The following is a 17,106-nucleotide window of genomic DNA, read 5'->3' on the forward strand; positions in this document are numbered from 1 at the left end:
ACCGGATACTGCTTTCCCGTACATGCTCTGATCTCGTCCATGGCTTTCCGGTATGCAAGCGCAAGGCTCTGATCGATGCAGCAGACGATTTCCCCCTCAGACTGCGGAACCGGCTGCCTTGTTTTCCGACAGAACTGCCGGATTCGCTCAGGTATATCACCGGATGGAACAAATTCCGGCGCGTCCGGATTAATCAGGCTTTTTAAAGGTTCCGTGCAGGCGGCCTTCGTCTCCAGTTCTCCAAATCCGTATTCCTTTCCTTCCCGTATCCACTGTCTTCTGCTCTCCTGAATCAGCCACAGACCGATGATATTCTTTAAGAATGCGTATTTGCCTTCCAGCCCGGCCTCGTTGGTTATATTAAATTTCTTTGACATTTCGCTGATGACCGGCTCCGGAAGCTCCGTTCCGAACAGCCCCCACGTTCCACAGCTGATAAACAGGAAATCCTCTTCCCGGGCCGGAATTGCCGCCATAGCGCTCTGGGTATCATGGCCAGCCACGGCGATCACCTCCATGGCCGGCACCCCAAGTTCTTTTTGGATTTCCGGACGCAGGCTTCCCGTTCTGACTGCTCCGGGGAGTATATCACGCATCATTCCTGTCTGGAGTCCAAGCGTTTCCAGCAATCCGAAGGCCCACTCTCCCTGCCTCATATCCATCATCTGGGTGGTAGAGGCAATGGATTTTTCACTGATTTTCGCTCCGGATAAGAAATACTGGAACAGGTCCGGCATCAGAAGGAGGGCGTCTGCCCTTTCGAGAAGCTCCGGCCTCCGTTCCTTTACAGCCATCAGCTGAAAGAGCGTGTTGATCTCCATCAACTGATTCCCGGTCAGTTCATAGAGAGGGTCTCTGCCGACCATATTCAGCGTCTTTTCCATCATTCCGGCTGTCCGCCCATCCCGGTAGTGAACCGGATTGTCCAGCAGCCTTCCCTCCCGGTCCAGCAGACCGAAATCAACGCCCCAGGTATCCACGCCGATACCGGAAATCGCTCCGTAAGCCTTTGACTTTACGATTCCCTGTTTCATCTCGAAGTAGAGACGGAGCACATCCCAGTACATGGTATCTCCCAGTTTCACCGGATCATTGGGGAAACGGTGGAGCTCGGAAATGGTAAAGGACGCCCCGTCAAACCCGCCCAGCATCACACGGCCGCCGGAAGCTCCGTAATCAACTGCCAGTACCTGCTTTTCACTCATACTGCCACCGCCTTACCGGTACACAGGCCCGAACGCGGCGCACGCACGGTAATCCTGGCCCTCCGGATCCATGCCAAAGGCATTCCATGCGGCCGGGCGGAAGATCTTCTCCTCCGGTACATTGTGCATGCTCACGGGTATTCTGAGCATGGAACACATAGTGATCAAATCGGCGCCGATATGGCCGTAGCTGATGGCGCCATGATTGGCTCCCCAGTGATTCATCACGTCGTACGCGGTGGCAAATGCTCCCTTTCCCGTCACTCTCGGTGCAAACCAAGTACACGGCCACGTATAATCGGTGCGTTTCCAGAGTGTATTACTCACTTCTTCCGGCAGCTTTACGGTCCAGCCCTCAGCAATTTGAAGGACAGGTCCCAGCCCCTTCACAAGATTTAAACGAATCATGGTTACCGGCATCTCACAGTCGGTCAAATATCTGGATGAAAATCCGCCTCCCCGGAAATATCCGAAATCTGCTTCATTCCAGGTCGTGGCTGCCATGATGGCCTTCTGGTCCTCTTCTGTCACCTCATACCACGGCTTCATCACGGATTTTCCGTCAGCGTCCTTCGCGCCTCCATTGGCATCGAGGCACGCCGCGCCGGAATTAATCAGATGAAGGAACCCATCCGCCTCCTTCGCCCGTCCTTCCAGCTCGTAGCCTGCCGCCCGTTTTACCGCGTCGCCGCTCCAGTAGGTCCGGACATCGGCAAATATCTGTGCTCTGCCCGTCAGCAATTTCATGAACATCATGCCAAGGCCGTTTAAGACATCATTTTCCGTCGCCAATATATAAGGCTCTCTTGCTCCGTTCCAGTCGAAGGAGGTATTCAGCATTGCCTCCGGGAAGTCACAGTTAGGATAGAAATCGGTCCACTGGCGCTGTCCCTGGAAACCGGCGGCAATAGCGTTATGGCCCACCTTTTCCTCCTCACAGCCTTCAGGAAGGTTCTCGTTCCCATTCATCAAATCTTTGATGATGCACATCATTTTCGCCAGGAATTCCCAGTCCTTATCCTTCTCTTCGCGGCTCTTTCTCACTTCCTCCGGATTCTTGTCAAATCCTTCCATACAATACTTCTTCGTCCAGGCCAGAGCCTTTTCATATTCTGCATGATCGTAGATTTCCTCTGACATTCTGCGGATGATCTCCACCTCATCGACCGACTCCACGCGCATTCCTAAATATTCTTCAATAAAAGCAGGGTCAATGATGGATCCGCCGATTCCCATACAGATGGATCCGATCTGAAGATACGATTTCCCCCTCATGGTCGCCACCGCCACCGCGGCACGGCCGAAACGAAGCAGCTTCTCCTTCACATCCTCCGGAATCTCCGTATCATCTGCTTCCTGTACGTCATGGCCGTAGATTCCGAACGCGGGAAGCCCTTTCTGCGCATGGGTCGCCAGGACAGAAGCCAGATAAACAGCGCCCGGACGTTCTGTCCCGTTGAATCCCCAGACGCCCTTGATGGTCATCGGATCCATGTCCATCGTCTCCGCCCCATAGCACCAGCATGGAGTTACTGTCAGGGTGATATCCACGCCTTCTCTGCGGAACTTATCGGCGCAGGCCGCCGTTTCCCCCACTCTTCCGATGGTCGTATCCGCGATCACCACCTTCACCGGCTCGCCGTTGGAATAGCGTAAATGTTTCTCGAAAAGCTCTGCGGCCGCCTTCGCCATATTCATGGTCTGATCCTCTAAAGACTCCCGCACCTTTAAATACCCTCTTCTCCCGTCAATGGTCGGTCTGATCCCGATCACCGGATAGCTTCCCACTAATCTGCTCTCTGCCATGTTACATTCCTCCTTGGAAAATCGTTTACTCTTATGAGATCATAGTACCATCTCTTCAACGTATTTTCTTGTCTTATCATGGCAAATAATTGGACAATATTCCGATTCATCCATTACGTAATCCGTACCCATACCGTATAATTGGAAATTATATAGAATAAAATTCATGTTTAGAGTTTGTGATTTTTGATATGCATTATATAAAATATAAAGAAATGAAACATCATGGAACTGCAGATTTTCCGGCAGGCTATTACCATGTCACAGAAAGTCATCCGCAGTATGCCATGCCCTACCACTGGCACGAGGAGCTGGAGCTGATTCATATCGTAAGCGGTACGTTCCACGTGACAATCAATGAAACCACACGGACTGCGGCCGCCGGCGACATTCTGCTTGTCAACAGCGGCGGGCTTCACGGCGGAACGCCCTGTGACTGCGTCTACGAATGCCTTGTATTTCCTGTCGGCCTCCTTTTCAGCCAGACCTTTGACTCTGACTTTTTAAAAAGGCTGGACAGACAGGATTTGATCCTGGACGAATATTTTCCGGCTGGGGAAGATACCGCGATTCACAGTCTGCTTAAGCGCCTCTTTGCGCTCATGCAGAATTCAGAGGAAGGAGGAAAGCTGCAGTGCCTGGGACTGCTCTACCAGCTTATGGGACTGCTCTGCCTGGATAAGCGGTATACCGTCTCTGACAAATCGGACTTATCCAGCCACAGGAATCTCTATCTTCTAAAAAATGTACTGAACTACATCGATGCCCATTATACCGAGAAGATCACCTTAAATGAACTGGCCCGGACGGCCGGGATGTCACCGAAATACTTCTGCCATTTCTTCTCCGAAATGACCGGGCGGACGCCCATCGATTACGTTAATTACTACCGGATTGAGAGGGCCTGCTGCCTGCTGGTGGGCACAGACAGCCAGATCACGGATATCGCCATGCTCTGCGGCTTTAACGATGTCAGTTATTTCACCCGGGCGTTTAAAAAATATAAAGGAAAATCACCGGGGCAGTATTTAAAGGCTCCGCTGTAATAAACTTTACTCGCGCAGAGCGCATGTATCAATATCTGTTACCGGTTTCTTCTCCTGTCCACTGTCCGGTTTAACTTCTCCGACATAACAAACAGAAGAACCGTCAGGATGAGTATGTAATACGGAAAACTGCTGATATTGATCCTGGAGGCCATCAAGCCGAACAGAGGCGGCATAAATGTCGTTCCGATATAGGCGCTGGCCATCTGTACGCCTATAATGGACTGGGAATTTTCCCTTCCGAAATTATAGGGTGTTGCATGGATTATCGCGGGATATACAGGGGCGCAGCCGAAACCGACTACGACCAGACCGGCAAGAACCAGCATATTGGTTTTTACCGGAGCCGCCACAAGAATCAGTCCCACCACGATCGTCGCGATACCGATACGGACCAGACCGCGGTCTCCCAGCCAGTCGGCTGCAAAACCGCCTAAAAAGCGTCCAAATGTAATACCGAAAAAGAACAGGGCGGAATATCCTGCCGCCAGATTCACGTCGATTCCCCGATGCTGCACCATGTAGCTGCTCGCCCAGAGCATCGTCGTCTGCTCCAAAGCGCAGTAAGAAAAGAATGCCGCCATCACCAGCGGAACGCCCTTGATTTTCATGGTCTGAAGGAGGCCGAGAGCCTTCACAGGGCCATTCTCTGTGCCTTCTTCCTGTGTACGGCTTTTCTTTCCCCCATTCACCTGTTTCCAGAGTGGCAGGCTGATGAAAAGTCCGGCCGTCAGAACAAACTGTATGATGGAAACCGTGCGGTACCCGCTGTGCCAGCCATAGCCGCCGGTCAGGCAATATCGCATGATATAGGGACTGGCAGCGGCGCCGAGTCCCCAGAAGCAATGAAGCCAGCTCATGTGGCGGGAAGCATAGTGCAGAGCCACGTAGTTATTAAGCGCCGCATCGACCGCTCCTGCGCCAAGGCCATAAGGGATGGCCCACAGGCACAACAGGACAAAGGAATCGGATACGGAAAATCCAAATAATGCGACTGCCGTCATGAATACGCTGACGGCGGTCACCAGACCAGCCCCAAACTTCTTCGTGAGACGGTCGGAAAGAAGGCTGGAAACAACCGTGCCAGCCGCAATTACCATGGTGATCATACCCGCATAGGAAACCGGCACATTCAGCTCCGTATGCATCACAGGCCAGGCAGAACCCACCAGTGAGTCCGGCAGTCCCAGACTGATAAAAGCCATATAAATGATAACAAGCAAAAATGAATACATAATCTTCTCCTCGCCCTATTTCTTCAATCCCATGCATTTTCCCAGAGTCTCCAGCATCTGATCCACCTGGATCGGCTTTGAGAGATGGCCGTTCATGCCGCTTGCCAGCGACTTTCTCGTATCCTCGTCGAATGCGTTGGCCGTCAGGGCGATGATGGGAATTCTGCGGGCATCCGGGCGTCCAGAGGTTCGGATACGTCTGGCTGACTCCAGTCCGTCCATGACCGGCATGCGGATATCCATCAGAATCACGTCAAACCAGCCGGGCTCTTCCCCGCAGTAGATATCCAACGCTTCCTGACCATCGGCCGCACAGGCCACGGTGAAACCGTTCATCTCCAGAATCGTCTGCGCTATCTCCCGGTTTAGTTCATTGTCCTCGGCCAGAAGAACACGACTGCCCTGGAAATCAGGAATGTCCACGTTCTGTTCCTGCACGGGGATCTCCTCTGCATCTTCGCAGGCATATTCCAGACTCAGAGTAAAGAAGAACTCCGATCCCGTTCCCGGTTCGCTGCGTACTTCCAGTGTACCGCCCATCATCTGCACCAGGCGGCTGGATATGGACAATCCCAGTCCCGTTCCTCCGTGGCGGGAAGCGGTAAGCGCGTCCGCCTGCTCGAAGGCATTGAAGATTCTTCTCATGGCAGCCGGTTCGATGCCGATTCCCGTATCCGTGACGGAAAAACGAATCAACGCTCTTGGCTCTTCCTCCAGCACCTTGACCCGGACCGCAACGCTGCCAAGCTCCGTAAATTTGATGGCATTTCCAATAATATTGACCAGAATCTGGTTAAGCCGCAGGCTGTCTGCCCGGAGCGGCCGTTTTTTCCTGTAGTCATTTTCAAAGGTCAGCTCCAGATGCTTCTCCTCGGCCTGGGCGCGGAATAAGGATTCCAGATTGGAGAGCTGCTGTTCCAAATCTATGGATTCATAGCTTAGCTCCATCTTACCGCTCTCGATCCGCGACATGTCGAGAATATCATTAATCAGCCCCAGCAGATAGGTGTTGGCCGACTCGATCTTCTCTAAACAGTCCAGCGCTTTCTCACGGTCATCCAGCACACTCTTGGCGATAATCGTCATACCGCTGATGGCATTCATCGGAGTACGGATTTCGTGGGACATACGGGACAGGAAATCTGTTTTTGCCTGGCTCACCGCGTCGGCTTTGGATTTCATGATAAAAGAGGGGATAATTTTCACCAGTTCTTTTAAAAGCTTCCTCTGTTCCCAGGTCCACTGATAGTTTTCCTGATCGACTTCAAAGCTCATGGACCCCACGTACTCCCCATAGTTCCAGATCGCGGCATGAAGGCAGGAGGCAATATGGGAGATTCCGTCTCTCACATTGTGATCGGCCAGGCCATCCTCATCATACATGTTGGCGCAGATTTCAAAATCCTCCTCCGAGGCATAGAAATCCTGCCCCAGCTGCAGATCCGAGTGGTGGCGCGCCCACTGGTAGGAAAAATGGTAAGACAAAAAGGCTTTATCGGCCTCTATAATCGATACCCGGTCGAAATGGTAGTTCTTTCCGATACGGGATAGCAGCAGAAACACGGCGTCGTTGATATTCTTCGACCGTCCCAGCAGTTCCAGCGCGAAGGAAACGAGATCCTTCTCCGGATGCAGAATCTCCCGGTCAACCGTGTTTACCTGGAACTCATCCGGATACAGCTGTGTAAGCAGCACGCCCACCTCTCTGGAGGTATCCAGATAACAGGCGGCGTTACCCCTGCCGTGATCCTTAACGTATTTCAATGTGCTCTCGGCGCAGCAGTACAGCGCGTTATATTCGTCCGTCACTTCGGTGCTGCACATACCGATGCTGGCCGCAATCCGAATATCCTTTTCCGTGTTGAGGATGATATTCCGTATCATGGCAGCGATGCGCGGACCGATTATCCCGGCCTCCTGTTTGTTGCAGTCTTTCAGGAAAAGCATAAACTCATCTCCGCCCAGGCGGACCTTGATGCTCTCCTTTTCCGTCACCTGCCGCAGAACATCCGCCACCTCCTGCAGAACTGCATCCGCGAAGATATTGCCCTCCTTCTGATTAATATCCTCAAAATCATCCATATCCAAAAGCATCATGACGCCATGTTCCCCCGGCTCTCTTTCTGAGGCTAGGTACTCCTGAATCAGACGGATCCCGCTCTCTTTATTGTAGAGTCCGGTCAGGCTGTCGCGGGATCTGGCTTCTTTCAGTGCCGTCTCCATCTCCTTCTCACGGGTAATGTCCTCCACAATCCCAATGACAAACTGCGGATTTCCTTCTTCGTCGCTAAGTATCACAGACATGGTTTCGCGGCTCCAATAACGGCTGTCCTTCCCGCGGATTTCGCAGGTAGCCGTCCGTTCCCCGCGGTGAATCTGATCGTACATCGCATAGAAGGCTGGATAATACGCTTCATCCACCTGTTCCTCTGCAAAACTGTACGGCATATTTTCATAACGGCTCCTGCAGTGGTATGCCTCGCAGGTCCGCTCCGGGACCTGACACTCACAGGTCTGCGGATAGTAATAAAATTCACAGGTCGTGGTATGCTCAAGCGCCAGATGTATGATCTCATTGCTCGCCTCTACCTGTCTGGTCAGACGCTGTTCATTCAGCTCCGCCCTCTTCCGGGCGTTGATATCGATAAATACACTCTGGATAATCTGCTCTCCGTCACTGTCCAGAAGGACTTCCGCGCTGCCGATGATCCAGCATGGGGTTCCATCCTTCTGAAGCAGTCGGTACTCAAAATCGGATTTATCACCGGTCTCATGCAGCGTATCGATCTCTTTTAATACGGTCTCCCGGTCTTCCTCCATGATCAGCATCGGCAGATCCCAATCCTCTTTTTGCCAGAACTCCTCCGGTTCATAGCCGAATATGCGGATCGCCTCCCGGTTGGCATTTTTAAATTCAACGCCCATACCGGTCAAACGATACTGTACAATGCCGCAAAGCACGGACTGAAAAAGATGGTCATACTGGTTCGCCTGCCGCTCCCGCTCTTCTGCCTGGCATTTCAAACGCTCTCTCGCCGCCACTTCTTCCGAAATGTCTCTGACTCCGCTGATACAGACCGCCCGGCCGTCCACAGACGCTCCCTTTTTCCCTACGGCGCTGACCCAGATATAACTGCCGTCTTTCTTTAAAATCCGATAGTTCACCTTGTAATCGCTGCCCGTCTCAAACGCCTCTTCGATGATGCGCACCGTCTCTTCCCGGTCTTTTGGATGGACGCAGTTCAGGAGCAGCCCGTCCGTCGCTTTCACAAACTCCTCATAGGAATAGCCCAGATACGACAGCATAAAATCATTGATATAGTAAAGAGGAAATCCAGGCTCTAAATAGCCGCCCATAATTCCGCCCGGTATACTCTTCCCCATGATATCCAGCGCCTTCGTTCCAAGCTGACGCTCCAGTTCATACCGGTCCAGCGTAGATTCCGGAAAATACTCGCCTTCTTCCTGCTGCCTTTCGGGTGTCGATGCGTGAATCGATGCGATTCTGCATATCCCATCCTCTCCCTTGACACAGGCGGCGCTCACCCGGAACCAAATCCCGGGTTCTTCACTCCCCGGTGGATATACATCAGCCGTGAGAAGCACGACGGCACACTGGTCGGAAACAACCGTCTCGTCGAAGCTGTCGTACTCTATTTTCATCGGTTCCGGCGCCTGGGAAAATTCCGTTAGCAGCGCCTGTTCCGTCTGGTCCCGTCCCTTTGACAGTTCAGACTTTCCAGTACCCACCCAGTGCACGGTATCTGTCACACAATCCAGCGTGTCCTTCACATTCCGCCGGATCAGATACGCATCAAAAAAAGAACGGACCGTTCTTCCAGCCTCGCCCGGTTGTATCATAATTCCACCTCTTTCTGTGCTTTATCTCTATATATACAAGATTGTATCACGTTCTGCCAGTTCATTTGTTCTGATTATTCTTAAATTATAAAGCAGATCGGGGAAAAACTCAATCGAATAAGTCAGATAGATTACAGCCGCCGTGCAATCCCCCTCATATGCCTCCCATCCGTCTTCGGACAGCCTGTAACTTCACACAGCTTCCCCGCATAATTTATACAGAGGAGGAGACACCATGAAAAAACTACTTTTTTGCAGAAAATGCCTCTGTGCGGCACTCAACAGAATTCCTCTGGTCGATAAATGCCTTCTTGTATTTTTCCTTGTACTGCTGACCCAGTCCGCATACAGCCTGTTTTCCCACAACGGAACCGGTTCGGAGATTGAGCATATCGATGTGATTGTGCGGACATCCTCCGCCGCCATATTCGGCTATATCTTAAGCGCCAACTTTATCCTGCAGGCCGAGGGAAAATCCAGGCAGACCAAGATCAGGCCAGAACTCCCGGATAACGGAGACGAACACTTTACTTCACAGAGCGTCCCTTCCTACGATTCCGCAGAAGATGCAGGTCCCGGTTTTGAACCGGAAAAAGAACAGTTCGGAACCGGAGACGCCGAAAATGACGATTCTGAATCCCTCCCGGCAAAATTTCTGACCGGCAGGCTGCAAATCCTGATTGCCACATTCATCGGATTATTCTGCCTGATTACCCTGATCCTTCTGCGCAATGTCAACGCCCTTAACTCCGACCTGCTGTCTTCCTCTTCGGTGGCAGCCACAACAGCGCAGTTCAGGGATTTCGTATCGGGATGTGTAGGATTTTTAATCGGATGCCCCACGGAGAAACTGAGTTAAACAGTGCTCATAAAAAAGGTACGGCTGGCAGACCCATGAAAGTCTGTCAGCCGTACCTTTTCTTCTGCATACTTATCCGTATTTCGGACTCTGAAGCTCAAGCGCTCCCCGGAACGCGTAGATTCTGCAGTCCTGAAACCGCAGAGATATCAGGACAGGGCGCTGTCCCCAATCCTGAATATTCCGATTTTTAAAGTGAATCTTATAATATCCGCCCTCACCCGGCAGTATCTCGCATTCCGCATATCCAAAGCCTTCGATTGGCCGGTTCCATTTTGTGCATAAGGCGGCCTCCAGATATCCCTGCTCCCCCATTTCCGCAAGCACTTCTAGGTCTTCCCCGAAAAAGCGAAAGGCGGCAGTCGTTAGCAGGCCGCGCTTCTCACGGTCCATAGCCGTATAAAAGGCCAGTTTATCCTGCTCAAACGACGCTCTCCCCAGAGAGCTTTCGCGGAAATCGGAATGCTGTCCATTTCCACCCATGTAATACACCCACATCTGGCCATCGATTTCTACAGGCGCCGAAGCGAAGATACATCCACAGTCGAATTCTCCTGGATAGCGCCCCTTTCCTCTTCGAATCACAGGGCTTCCGGGACAGACCCAGTCAAAATGTTCCGGCTCCGCAGCAAAAGCCAGCTCGCAGTCCACCGTGTCAAAATTGTCGGACGACCGGTCACCCTCATGAAACACGGATGGAAGTCCCAGATACAGCCCCTCATACTGAAATACCGGCATGGAGTAAACCTGAGCGGAAAAGCGCCGCCCCCTCAATATCTCCACAGGCTCACTCCACCTGATAAAATCACGGCTCTCACTCATGACTGAAATTCTGACCCCATTTTTCCAGGTTCTGGTGATCAGCCTGAATGTCCCGTCCTTCTCATCCCGGAACACAAAGTTATGGGAATCAGCCCTCGGATTGTGCTCCGGCCATGGAACCATCTCACCCCAGTGAATCCCGTCCTCTGAGAAATTCACCGCCATAAAGCCGGATTCATCCGGCCCTTCCACCTTCGTTACCAGCTTATACCTTTTTTTCGGGTCTTCCTCTCTCTCATCCAGAAATACCCCCGTTCCGTGCGCATGCAGAAACAACAGATTATTCTCCGTATTTCCTTCAAAGGAAACCAGCCCCAGCGCCGGTTTATACCACATTACACCGTCTCTGCTCTCCGCGTATGCAAGAGATGTGATGCGCCCGGGAAGAGGCTCATAATGGGTTATCTTACGCTCTGAAAGGGGAGTATTTGCCGACGCCGGATCGTACGTACACAGGGTATAGTAACACCGGTAAATGCATTCCGCCGGATCGTAGATGACATTCGGATACCCGTTATCAATTCTCACTTCCCACCTTCTCGCCGGCTCCCGAAAGTAATCTTCCGTAAAGAATGGAGTGTGCATGGTATCCTTCTTCATCTCACAGATCTCCAGACGGATATTATCAAGTCCCTGCGGAGTCAGTGTTCCGCTGTCCAACAGCAAATATTTGTTCATTTCCAGTCTCCTTCATCTCTTGTCGGCACTCTGCCTGCGGCTGCCAGTCTTATCTATTATCTCAATTTCTTTTTCATAATGTACATCGCCTTTATACCAGCCAGGCGCATTAAGATACTCTTCTTCAGGCTTTCTGTTCTGTACCCCATCTTCTCATAGAGTGAGACAGCCGGCAGATTGTCCTTCAGCACGTCGAGATACAGCTCATCAAAATCCAAACCGGCCTCGGCAAACGTCAAAAGCTGCCCTCCCACGCCTTTCCTCCTGGATTCCGGTGATGTCGCTATAAAATCAACGTATCCGCTTCGTTCCCCCTTCACAGCGGGGATGCTAAGCATTTTGCCCAGCTGCCACGCAAGTATCTTCCCTTTTACCGGACCGAATACAGAGACACACGTCTCCTCATTCATCACGATGGCCCTTCTCCTGGAATCCGAGACTGCGATCAGGCCGGCTACCCGTTCCTCCTTTAAGAGCACGTAAATCAGATCCAGCTGCATACAGGGTATAAAAAGTCTCTGCAGAAGCTCCCGTTCCTTCGTTATTCCCTTAAACATGGAGAAAAAACTGTCCACTAACAGCGCGGCTGTCTGCTGAACATGACTCGCCTCCAGCTGATTTAAGCACCTTATCTCTGTATTTTCCATACTACGCGGTCCCCTCCGTCCCTTTTAATATGCTGACGATCCATTCCGCCTGCGGAAACGGAGTCTGCGGATATACAGCAAGCTGTTCCGCGATTCCCTGGATGCTGCACCAGAACGTGCAGGCCAGCGCCTCAGGATTCCCTCTGCGGATCTCTCCCGCCTCCTGCCCCTTCCGGATCAGCTCCACGGTTTTAGCATAACGGGTCTCCTGGGACGCCAGAATCTGCGTAATCCGTTCCGGCGTCGTGCTGCTTCTCAGCGCCTGTGCAATCAATACAAAGAATTCCGCCCCCTGTGGATTTACGCGAATCATATCCAGGATCTGATTTGTCACATTTGTAAAAAAGTTCAGCGGCGAGCGCTCATCGGTCTCCATCCACGCCTGGGAGGATTCTGTCCCGATGCGGATAAGCTCCTCGTACAGGCTCTCTTTCGTCGCAAAATAATGAAACAAAAGGCCGTCGCTCATATTTACCGCCTTTGCGATATCGCTGGTCTTCGTCGCCGCATACCCCTTTTTTACAAACAGATCCAGGCCTGCAAGTAAAATTTCTTCGCGCCTTTTCTCTTTTTGCTGGTCACGTGTATTCATAAACGGGATCCTCCTGTTCACTTATTAAGTTTCTATTCATTAAGTTTCTGTTCATTGAGTATTTACTTAATCAGTTTAATAGAAGTCATACCGAATGTCAAGGAAAATCACCGTTTTTGCATTCATAGCTTTCACATACAGTTAAATCGTCTCTGCTTTTTCACTTACAGAGTATCCCATCTGGTAAAATGCCAGGCTGAACACCAATATGACGCACAGGACGGCGAACATCATGGAGGCAGTCGCCTCTTTCAGCAAATATCCGCACAGGACCGGTGATATGGACAGTCCCAGAACGATCATATTCTGTGCGCCGAGGTATACACCTCTCTGCTCTTTTGGAGTAATCTTTATAATAAATAAGTACTCCGCCGGCACAATGGCCACTTCGCCAAAGGACAGCAACACGATCGCCGCAGTAAGCCACAGCAGGTCCGACCGAAAGATTAAAATTATCAGGCCTGCCATCATGGACCCGACAGCGAACCTCACCCATCTCATGATTGTTTTCTTCCTGATAAGTGCGCTTACAAAGTACTGCAGCCCCATCACAATTGCAGCATTCAGCGCCGAAATATAGGCCACTCTTTGATACGCCTCATCATAGGGCAATACGGAAGAAAAGAACAATGACATAAATGTAACCAGTGCTCCGTATATCATCATGGACAGCACGCCGCCAATTGTAAAATAAAGCAGCCGCTTATCCTGTACCAGCAGCCTCATGGTCTGCCCGATTCCCAAATCTTCCGTTTTGCCCACATCAATTTTCCCATTAACCGGACTGCTCACCAGCGCCTTTGAATAGACAAAGAAAATGAGCGTTATCAAAACCAGGCTTGCGGATGCCACATAAAACGGAAAGCGAAGATCAAGCTTCACCAGCACCGTACCCAGTACAGGCCCCACCATAGCGCCAATGTTCTCCAGTATATATTTAATGGAAAATGCTTTCGTACTTTCCTCCTCTGACAGCATTATGGAAAACCAGGCATTGGTAACAATCGCCAGAGATGAGGACGCAATATTAATCACCATCAATACGCCAAGAATAAGGAATCCATTTGACATTCCCGGAAAGATTAAGTAACTGACTGCCATCACAGAAAGTGACAACGCAAAAATCTTTTTCTTATCACGGCGGTCTATGAGAAATCCACAAAAAATGCTCATAATCGTCCCCGATAAACTGCCCAGTCCGATCAGATATCCGCTGTTCTCTACGCTGATTCCGAGACGGTTTCCCAGATACATGGGCAAATAGGGCGTCAGCGCCCAGTAAGCCACTGCTTTAAAAAATGCACACAAAATAATTACACAGACTGCCCTTGGAAATTTCGGCAGTATTCTTCCAGTTACTTTCATTTTCCCTCTTTCCTGCAGCCTTTCCGTGTATTCTGAATAACAGTGAAACCCATCATTCAGCGCCATGTTTTTAGCATTAAAAAAAGTGCTTTTGACAAATCAAAAGCACCCACTGATCGACTATAAGAGAAAGGCTACAGAAAACTCCCGATCGTAAACAGCATGACTTTTTGATTTATCAATAATCTCTTATTCGTCATGATATTCACCACCCTTCCTGATTTTTTTAAGTATACCACAAAAACCACTGCCCGTAAAGCAATTCTTATTCGCCGCAAACGATTAATTTTGTAATCCCGTTCCGATTCATGTATACTTCCTGGTCTCCGCCCAGCATACCTTTGGAATAAAACAATACCATCCACATCTCACCCGGGATATCATCATAAACCTCTGTATCTGTATACAAAATCGTGCATTCCTGTTTCGCCCGGTTTACAACGGATTTTTCATCAACCAATTCCACTGGATCCGTATTTCTGAAATCACTGCACCGGATTCCTCCCGATTGCTCCCTGTATCTCAGAAGAACCTCCTCATAGGAAAAATAGCCTTTTCCAGCCGCCCTCTGTGTGTCACAGACAAAACGAAGACAGTCCGGGACACCGGTTTTATCGATCATTTCCAGGGCCTCAATCCGGTTGAGCCGCTCTGCAACGATACAGGGATATGGCCGCTTCAGCCACGGAAGCGCCGATGCTTTCGGCTGAAAGACTTTTCTGATCTCCGTCAGTCCCTCCACCTTTTTATCCGGCAGACGAACCAGCAGCACTTTGCCGGTCAGATTGTCTGCGGGGTCCGTTTTCTTTCCTAAGAAGGCAAACATCTCCGCCTCACTGAGCGTATATTCACACGGTTCTTCCTGATCGGTCAATCCTTCCCACTCATCCATTTCCATCTCCGTTCCCCCTTTTTTCAACGCCAGATCCCCCTCTATCTCGGGTCATCTCCCGTTATTTTCATCAGGTCAGATATTGATAATCCGAATAATCCACAATCCCCTTTATCGTTTTTAGAGAACCTTCCGCCAATTCCTTTACCATCAAACACTCCGGTGCAGGAAGCTGAAGCCCCGGACCGGCAAAAATCCAATGGTTGCAGGAAGTCTCAAATCCTCTTGGATTATAGTTTTGGGGATTGCCCTCTACAATCACCGCTTTATATCCCATCTTCCTCGCCTTTTCAAAGCCATATTCGATCAGCTCCTTGGAAATGTGCCGTCTCTGTAATTCTGTTTTGACCGCCACAGGCGAAAGCAGCAGTAATTCCCCTTCATACCTGCCTTCCAGATGAAAACCTGAAAACATGGCGTATCCAATCACCTCATCCATTTCATCCGTCATGATTAATTCCAGTTCCGGCAGATAGAACCGCTTGCTTCTTATTTCCTCCACCAGCCTTCTCACCATATTCCCTGACTCTGCATTTTCCGATTCCGTAAAGACCTGTTCCACCAAATCCAGTGATTTTGTCAGGTATTTCTTGTCCATACATTTTATTTTCCAGCTCATGAAACCTCCAATTTTCTCAAAATATCCTTCGTCAGAAGTTAGGATCATCGGCTACGAGTCTGCATTGATGGCAGACAAAATCATACCGTATCTTACAGGATATCGCATGCTTCTGATTAGCCCACGGTTCCCCGCACTTTGGGCAGACCGGTTTATTCTTTTTGTAATAAGTAAACAGAAAATAATAAAATGGCTTTCCCGTCTTTTCTTCCATGATACTGCAGTATTGAAGCGCTTCCTTCGATAAAAGGCTGTTCGGGTCGTGCATCATTTTATAGCCATGCCGCTCTCCGATTCCTTCAAAAAATTGCCGGTCACAGGCCCGATAAGCTTTTTGCCAGCCTAACAGGTCGAAATACTCCGTGCCGTCATAGGTTTTCGGAAACTTGTAGAGCGGTACCGGGCATTTACAATCACCGCAGATAATCGGAGATGCCGCCCACAGACACTCCGAAAACAGGATATAATTGCTGGGAGCTTCACACGTACAGTTGTCCTCCACATCGTAATTTTCTCCGATATAGAGCAACTCCGGCGCTACGATTCTGCAGGCAAAATATTCTGCGCATTTGACTGTATTTTGAAATTCAGACAGAATCTGGCCATTCTTATACAGACAGGATATAAACCACTGCATATTGTCAATAAACACATCGAGTTCCTCCGGTTCGAATGACCGTTATTAGGCCTGGAGATGGGGCCAATCTGTTTATAAATATCAAACTTTTTCAATCCATTTTCCTCCTTTGCCGTTATCGCAGCGCCTCCCTCTGGTTCTATTTTCTTATCGATCCCATCCATCTTATGCTCCTGTCATGCCTGTTTGCAGCTGCTGCGTGATACTTCGAACTTTTATTACGTTAAGTATATCACAAGCGAGACCATTTTGTGCAAGTTACTTTACTGCTTTATCAGAGGCGGCTCTGCCAGACAATTTCATTTGGCTCACAGAGAATAAAATCTGCAAACAGGCAATGAAGGATGAATAGAAATCGGTTATAGATTCCTGGCCCGTCTTCATTGCCTGCTAATGTGCGCCTCTCAATACACCCCTAAAAACCGAATCACCGGAGCGACCCGGCTCTCCAGAATCTCCACCCGAATTTCATTCGTTGTCACAGGCTCAAACACCGCGTTCTTCCGCCAGCCAACCGTCTTCCCCTCGCAGAGCACCTGAAGCGCTTCGCCGCAGGCGCTGGTTATCCGGTATTTTTCAATTCTCTGGCTGAACCGATGTCCTCCTTGATCACACCTGACTCAGACCCGGTGGCAGTCATCTCCGCTTCCTCCACCAGATTATGGGCCTCGCGCCGTCTTAAATACGCCCCCAGTTCTCTCAGCCTCTCGGCATCGCGATCATGGATCAGCCCCTCTTTAGTCTGCGGGACATTCAGCAGCATCGTGCTGTTTACGCCCATGGAACGGTCGTAGATGGATATCAGATTCTCCAGGCTCCTCACCTGATCATCCTCGGACTCA

Annotated in this window: 15 protein-coding genes; 2 read left to right on the forward strand and 13 right to left on the reverse strand. The window is 50.3% G+C overall.

Annotation, left to right across the window (positions count from 1 at the left end; genetic code table 11):
• Together ACLTD4_RS27600 and ACLTD4_RS27605 are read right to left on the reverse strand one after the other, a co-directional pair.
• A partial coding sequence (locus tag ACLTD4_RS27600) for a rhamnulokinase (RefSeq protein WP_412331728.1) occupies nucleotides 1-1,205 on the reverse strand: 1,205 nt, incomplete at its 3' end.
• 12 nt (nucleotides 1,206-1,217) lie between these two features.
• Nucleotides 1,218-3,011, reverse strand: coding sequence for an L-fucose isomerase (locus ACLTD4_RS27605; protein WP_117623469.1), 1,794 nt, complete (start codon nucleotides 3,009-3,011; stop codon nucleotides 1,218-1,220).
• A gap of 191 nt (nucleotides 3,012-3,202) precedes the next feature.
• Between ACLTD4_RS27605 and ACLTD4_RS27610 the strand changes: the two genes are divergently transcribed.
• Nucleotides 3,203-4,057 carry a helix-turn-helix transcriptional regulator gene (locus ACLTD4_RS27610; RefSeq protein ID WP_117623488.1) on the forward strand — a complete coding sequence of 285 codons (855 nt, stop codon included), beginning with the start codon at nucleotides 3,203-3,205 and terminating at the stop codon, nucleotides 4,055-4,057.
• A 38-nt stretch (nucleotides 4,058-4,095) separates the two neighbouring features.
• On the opposite strand, the gene ACLTD4_RS27615 is transcribed toward ACLTD4_RS27610, so the two are convergent.
• Together ACLTD4_RS27615 and ACLTD4_RS27620 are read right to left on the reverse strand one after the other, a co-directional pair.
• Nucleotides 4,096-5,292: an MFS transporter gene (locus tag ACLTD4_RS27615; protein ID WP_117623468.1), complete on the reverse strand. Its 1,197-nt coding sequence runs from the start codon at nucleotides 5,290-5,292 to the stop codon at nucleotides 4,096-4,098.
• Between the two features lie 15 nt (nucleotides 5,293-5,307).
• Nucleotides 5,308-9,153: a PAS domain-containing protein gene (locus ACLTD4_RS27620; RefSeq protein ID WP_412331729.1), complete on the reverse strand. Its 3,846-nt coding sequence runs from the start codon at nucleotides 9,151-9,153 to the stop codon at nucleotides 5,308-5,310.
• Nucleotides 9,154-9,388: 235 nt separating this feature from the next.
• On the opposite strand from ACLTD4_RS27620, the gene ACLTD4_RS27625 reads away from it, so the two are divergent.
• On the forward strand, nucleotides 9,389-10,012 hold the full coding sequence (locus ACLTD4_RS27625) for a hypothetical protein (protein WP_117623466.1): 624 nt from the start codon (nucleotides 9,389-9,391) through the stop codon (nucleotides 10,010-10,012).
• A 72-nt stretch (nucleotides 10,013-10,084) separates the two neighbouring features.
• On the opposite strand, the gene ACLTD4_RS27630 is transcribed toward ACLTD4_RS27625, so the two are convergent.
• The 9 genes from ACLTD4_RS27630 to ACLTD4_RS27670 form a co-directional block, all read right to left on the reverse strand.
• Nucleotides 10,085-11,512, reverse strand: coding sequence for a hypothetical protein (locus ACLTD4_RS27630; protein ID WP_117623465.1), 1,428 nt, complete (start codon nucleotides 11,510-11,512; stop codon nucleotides 10,085-10,087).
• Between the two features lie 56 nt (nucleotides 11,513-11,568).
• Nucleotides 11,569-12,159 carry a GNAT family N-acetyltransferase gene (locus ACLTD4_RS27635; RefSeq protein ID WP_117623464.1) on the reverse strand — a complete coding sequence of 197 codons (591 nt, stop codon included), beginning with the start codon at nucleotides 12,157-12,159 and terminating at the stop codon, nucleotides 11,569-11,571.
• Nucleotide 12,160: 1 nt separating this feature from the next.
• Nucleotides 12,161-12,751, reverse strand: a complete 591-nt coding sequence (locus ACLTD4_RS27640) for a TetR/AcrR family transcriptional regulator (protein WP_117623463.1) — start codon at nucleotides 12,749-12,751, stop codon at nucleotides 12,161-12,163.
• Nucleotides 12,752-12,892: 141 nt separating this feature from the next.
• Nucleotides 12,893-14,116, reverse strand: a complete 1,224-nt coding sequence (locus ACLTD4_RS27645; RefSeq protein ID WP_181988653.1) for an MFS transporter — start codon at nucleotides 14,114-14,116, stop codon at nucleotides 12,893-12,895.
• Between the two features lie 265 nt (nucleotides 14,117-14,381).
• Nucleotides 14,382-15,035, reverse strand: a complete 654-nt coding sequence (locus tag ACLTD4_RS27650; RefSeq protein WP_117623461.1) for a hypothetical protein — start codon at nucleotides 15,033-15,035, stop codon at nucleotides 14,382-14,384.
• Between the two features lie 43 nt (nucleotides 15,036-15,078).
• The gene (locus tag ACLTD4_RS27655; RefSeq protein WP_117623460.1) at nucleotides 15,079-15,627 is read right to left on the reverse strand and encodes a GNAT family N-acetyltransferase; all 549 of its coding nucleotides are present in this window, start codon (nucleotides 15,625-15,627) and stop codon (nucleotides 15,079-15,081) included.
• 31 nt (nucleotides 15,628-15,658) lie between these two features.
• Nucleotides 15,659-16,279 (reverse strand): DUF2310 family Zn-ribbon-containing protein, encoded by a 621-nt coding sequence (locus tag ACLTD4_RS27660; RefSeq protein WP_117623459.1) that lies wholly within the window; start codon nucleotides 16,277-16,279, stop codon nucleotides 15,659-15,661.
• 389 nt (nucleotides 16,280-16,668) lie between these two features.
• Nucleotides 16,669-16,800, reverse strand: coding sequence for a hypothetical protein (locus tag ACLTD4_RS27665; protein WP_412331730.1), 132 nt, complete (start codon nucleotides 16,798-16,800; stop codon nucleotides 16,669-16,671).
• 26 nt (nucleotides 16,801-16,826) lie between these two features.
• On the reverse strand, nucleotides 16,827-17,106 hold a 280-nt coding region (locus ACLTD4_RS27670), incomplete at its 5' end, for an alpha-L-fucosidase (RefSeq protein WP_412331731.1).

Source organism: Hungatella sp., assembly GCF_046966825.1.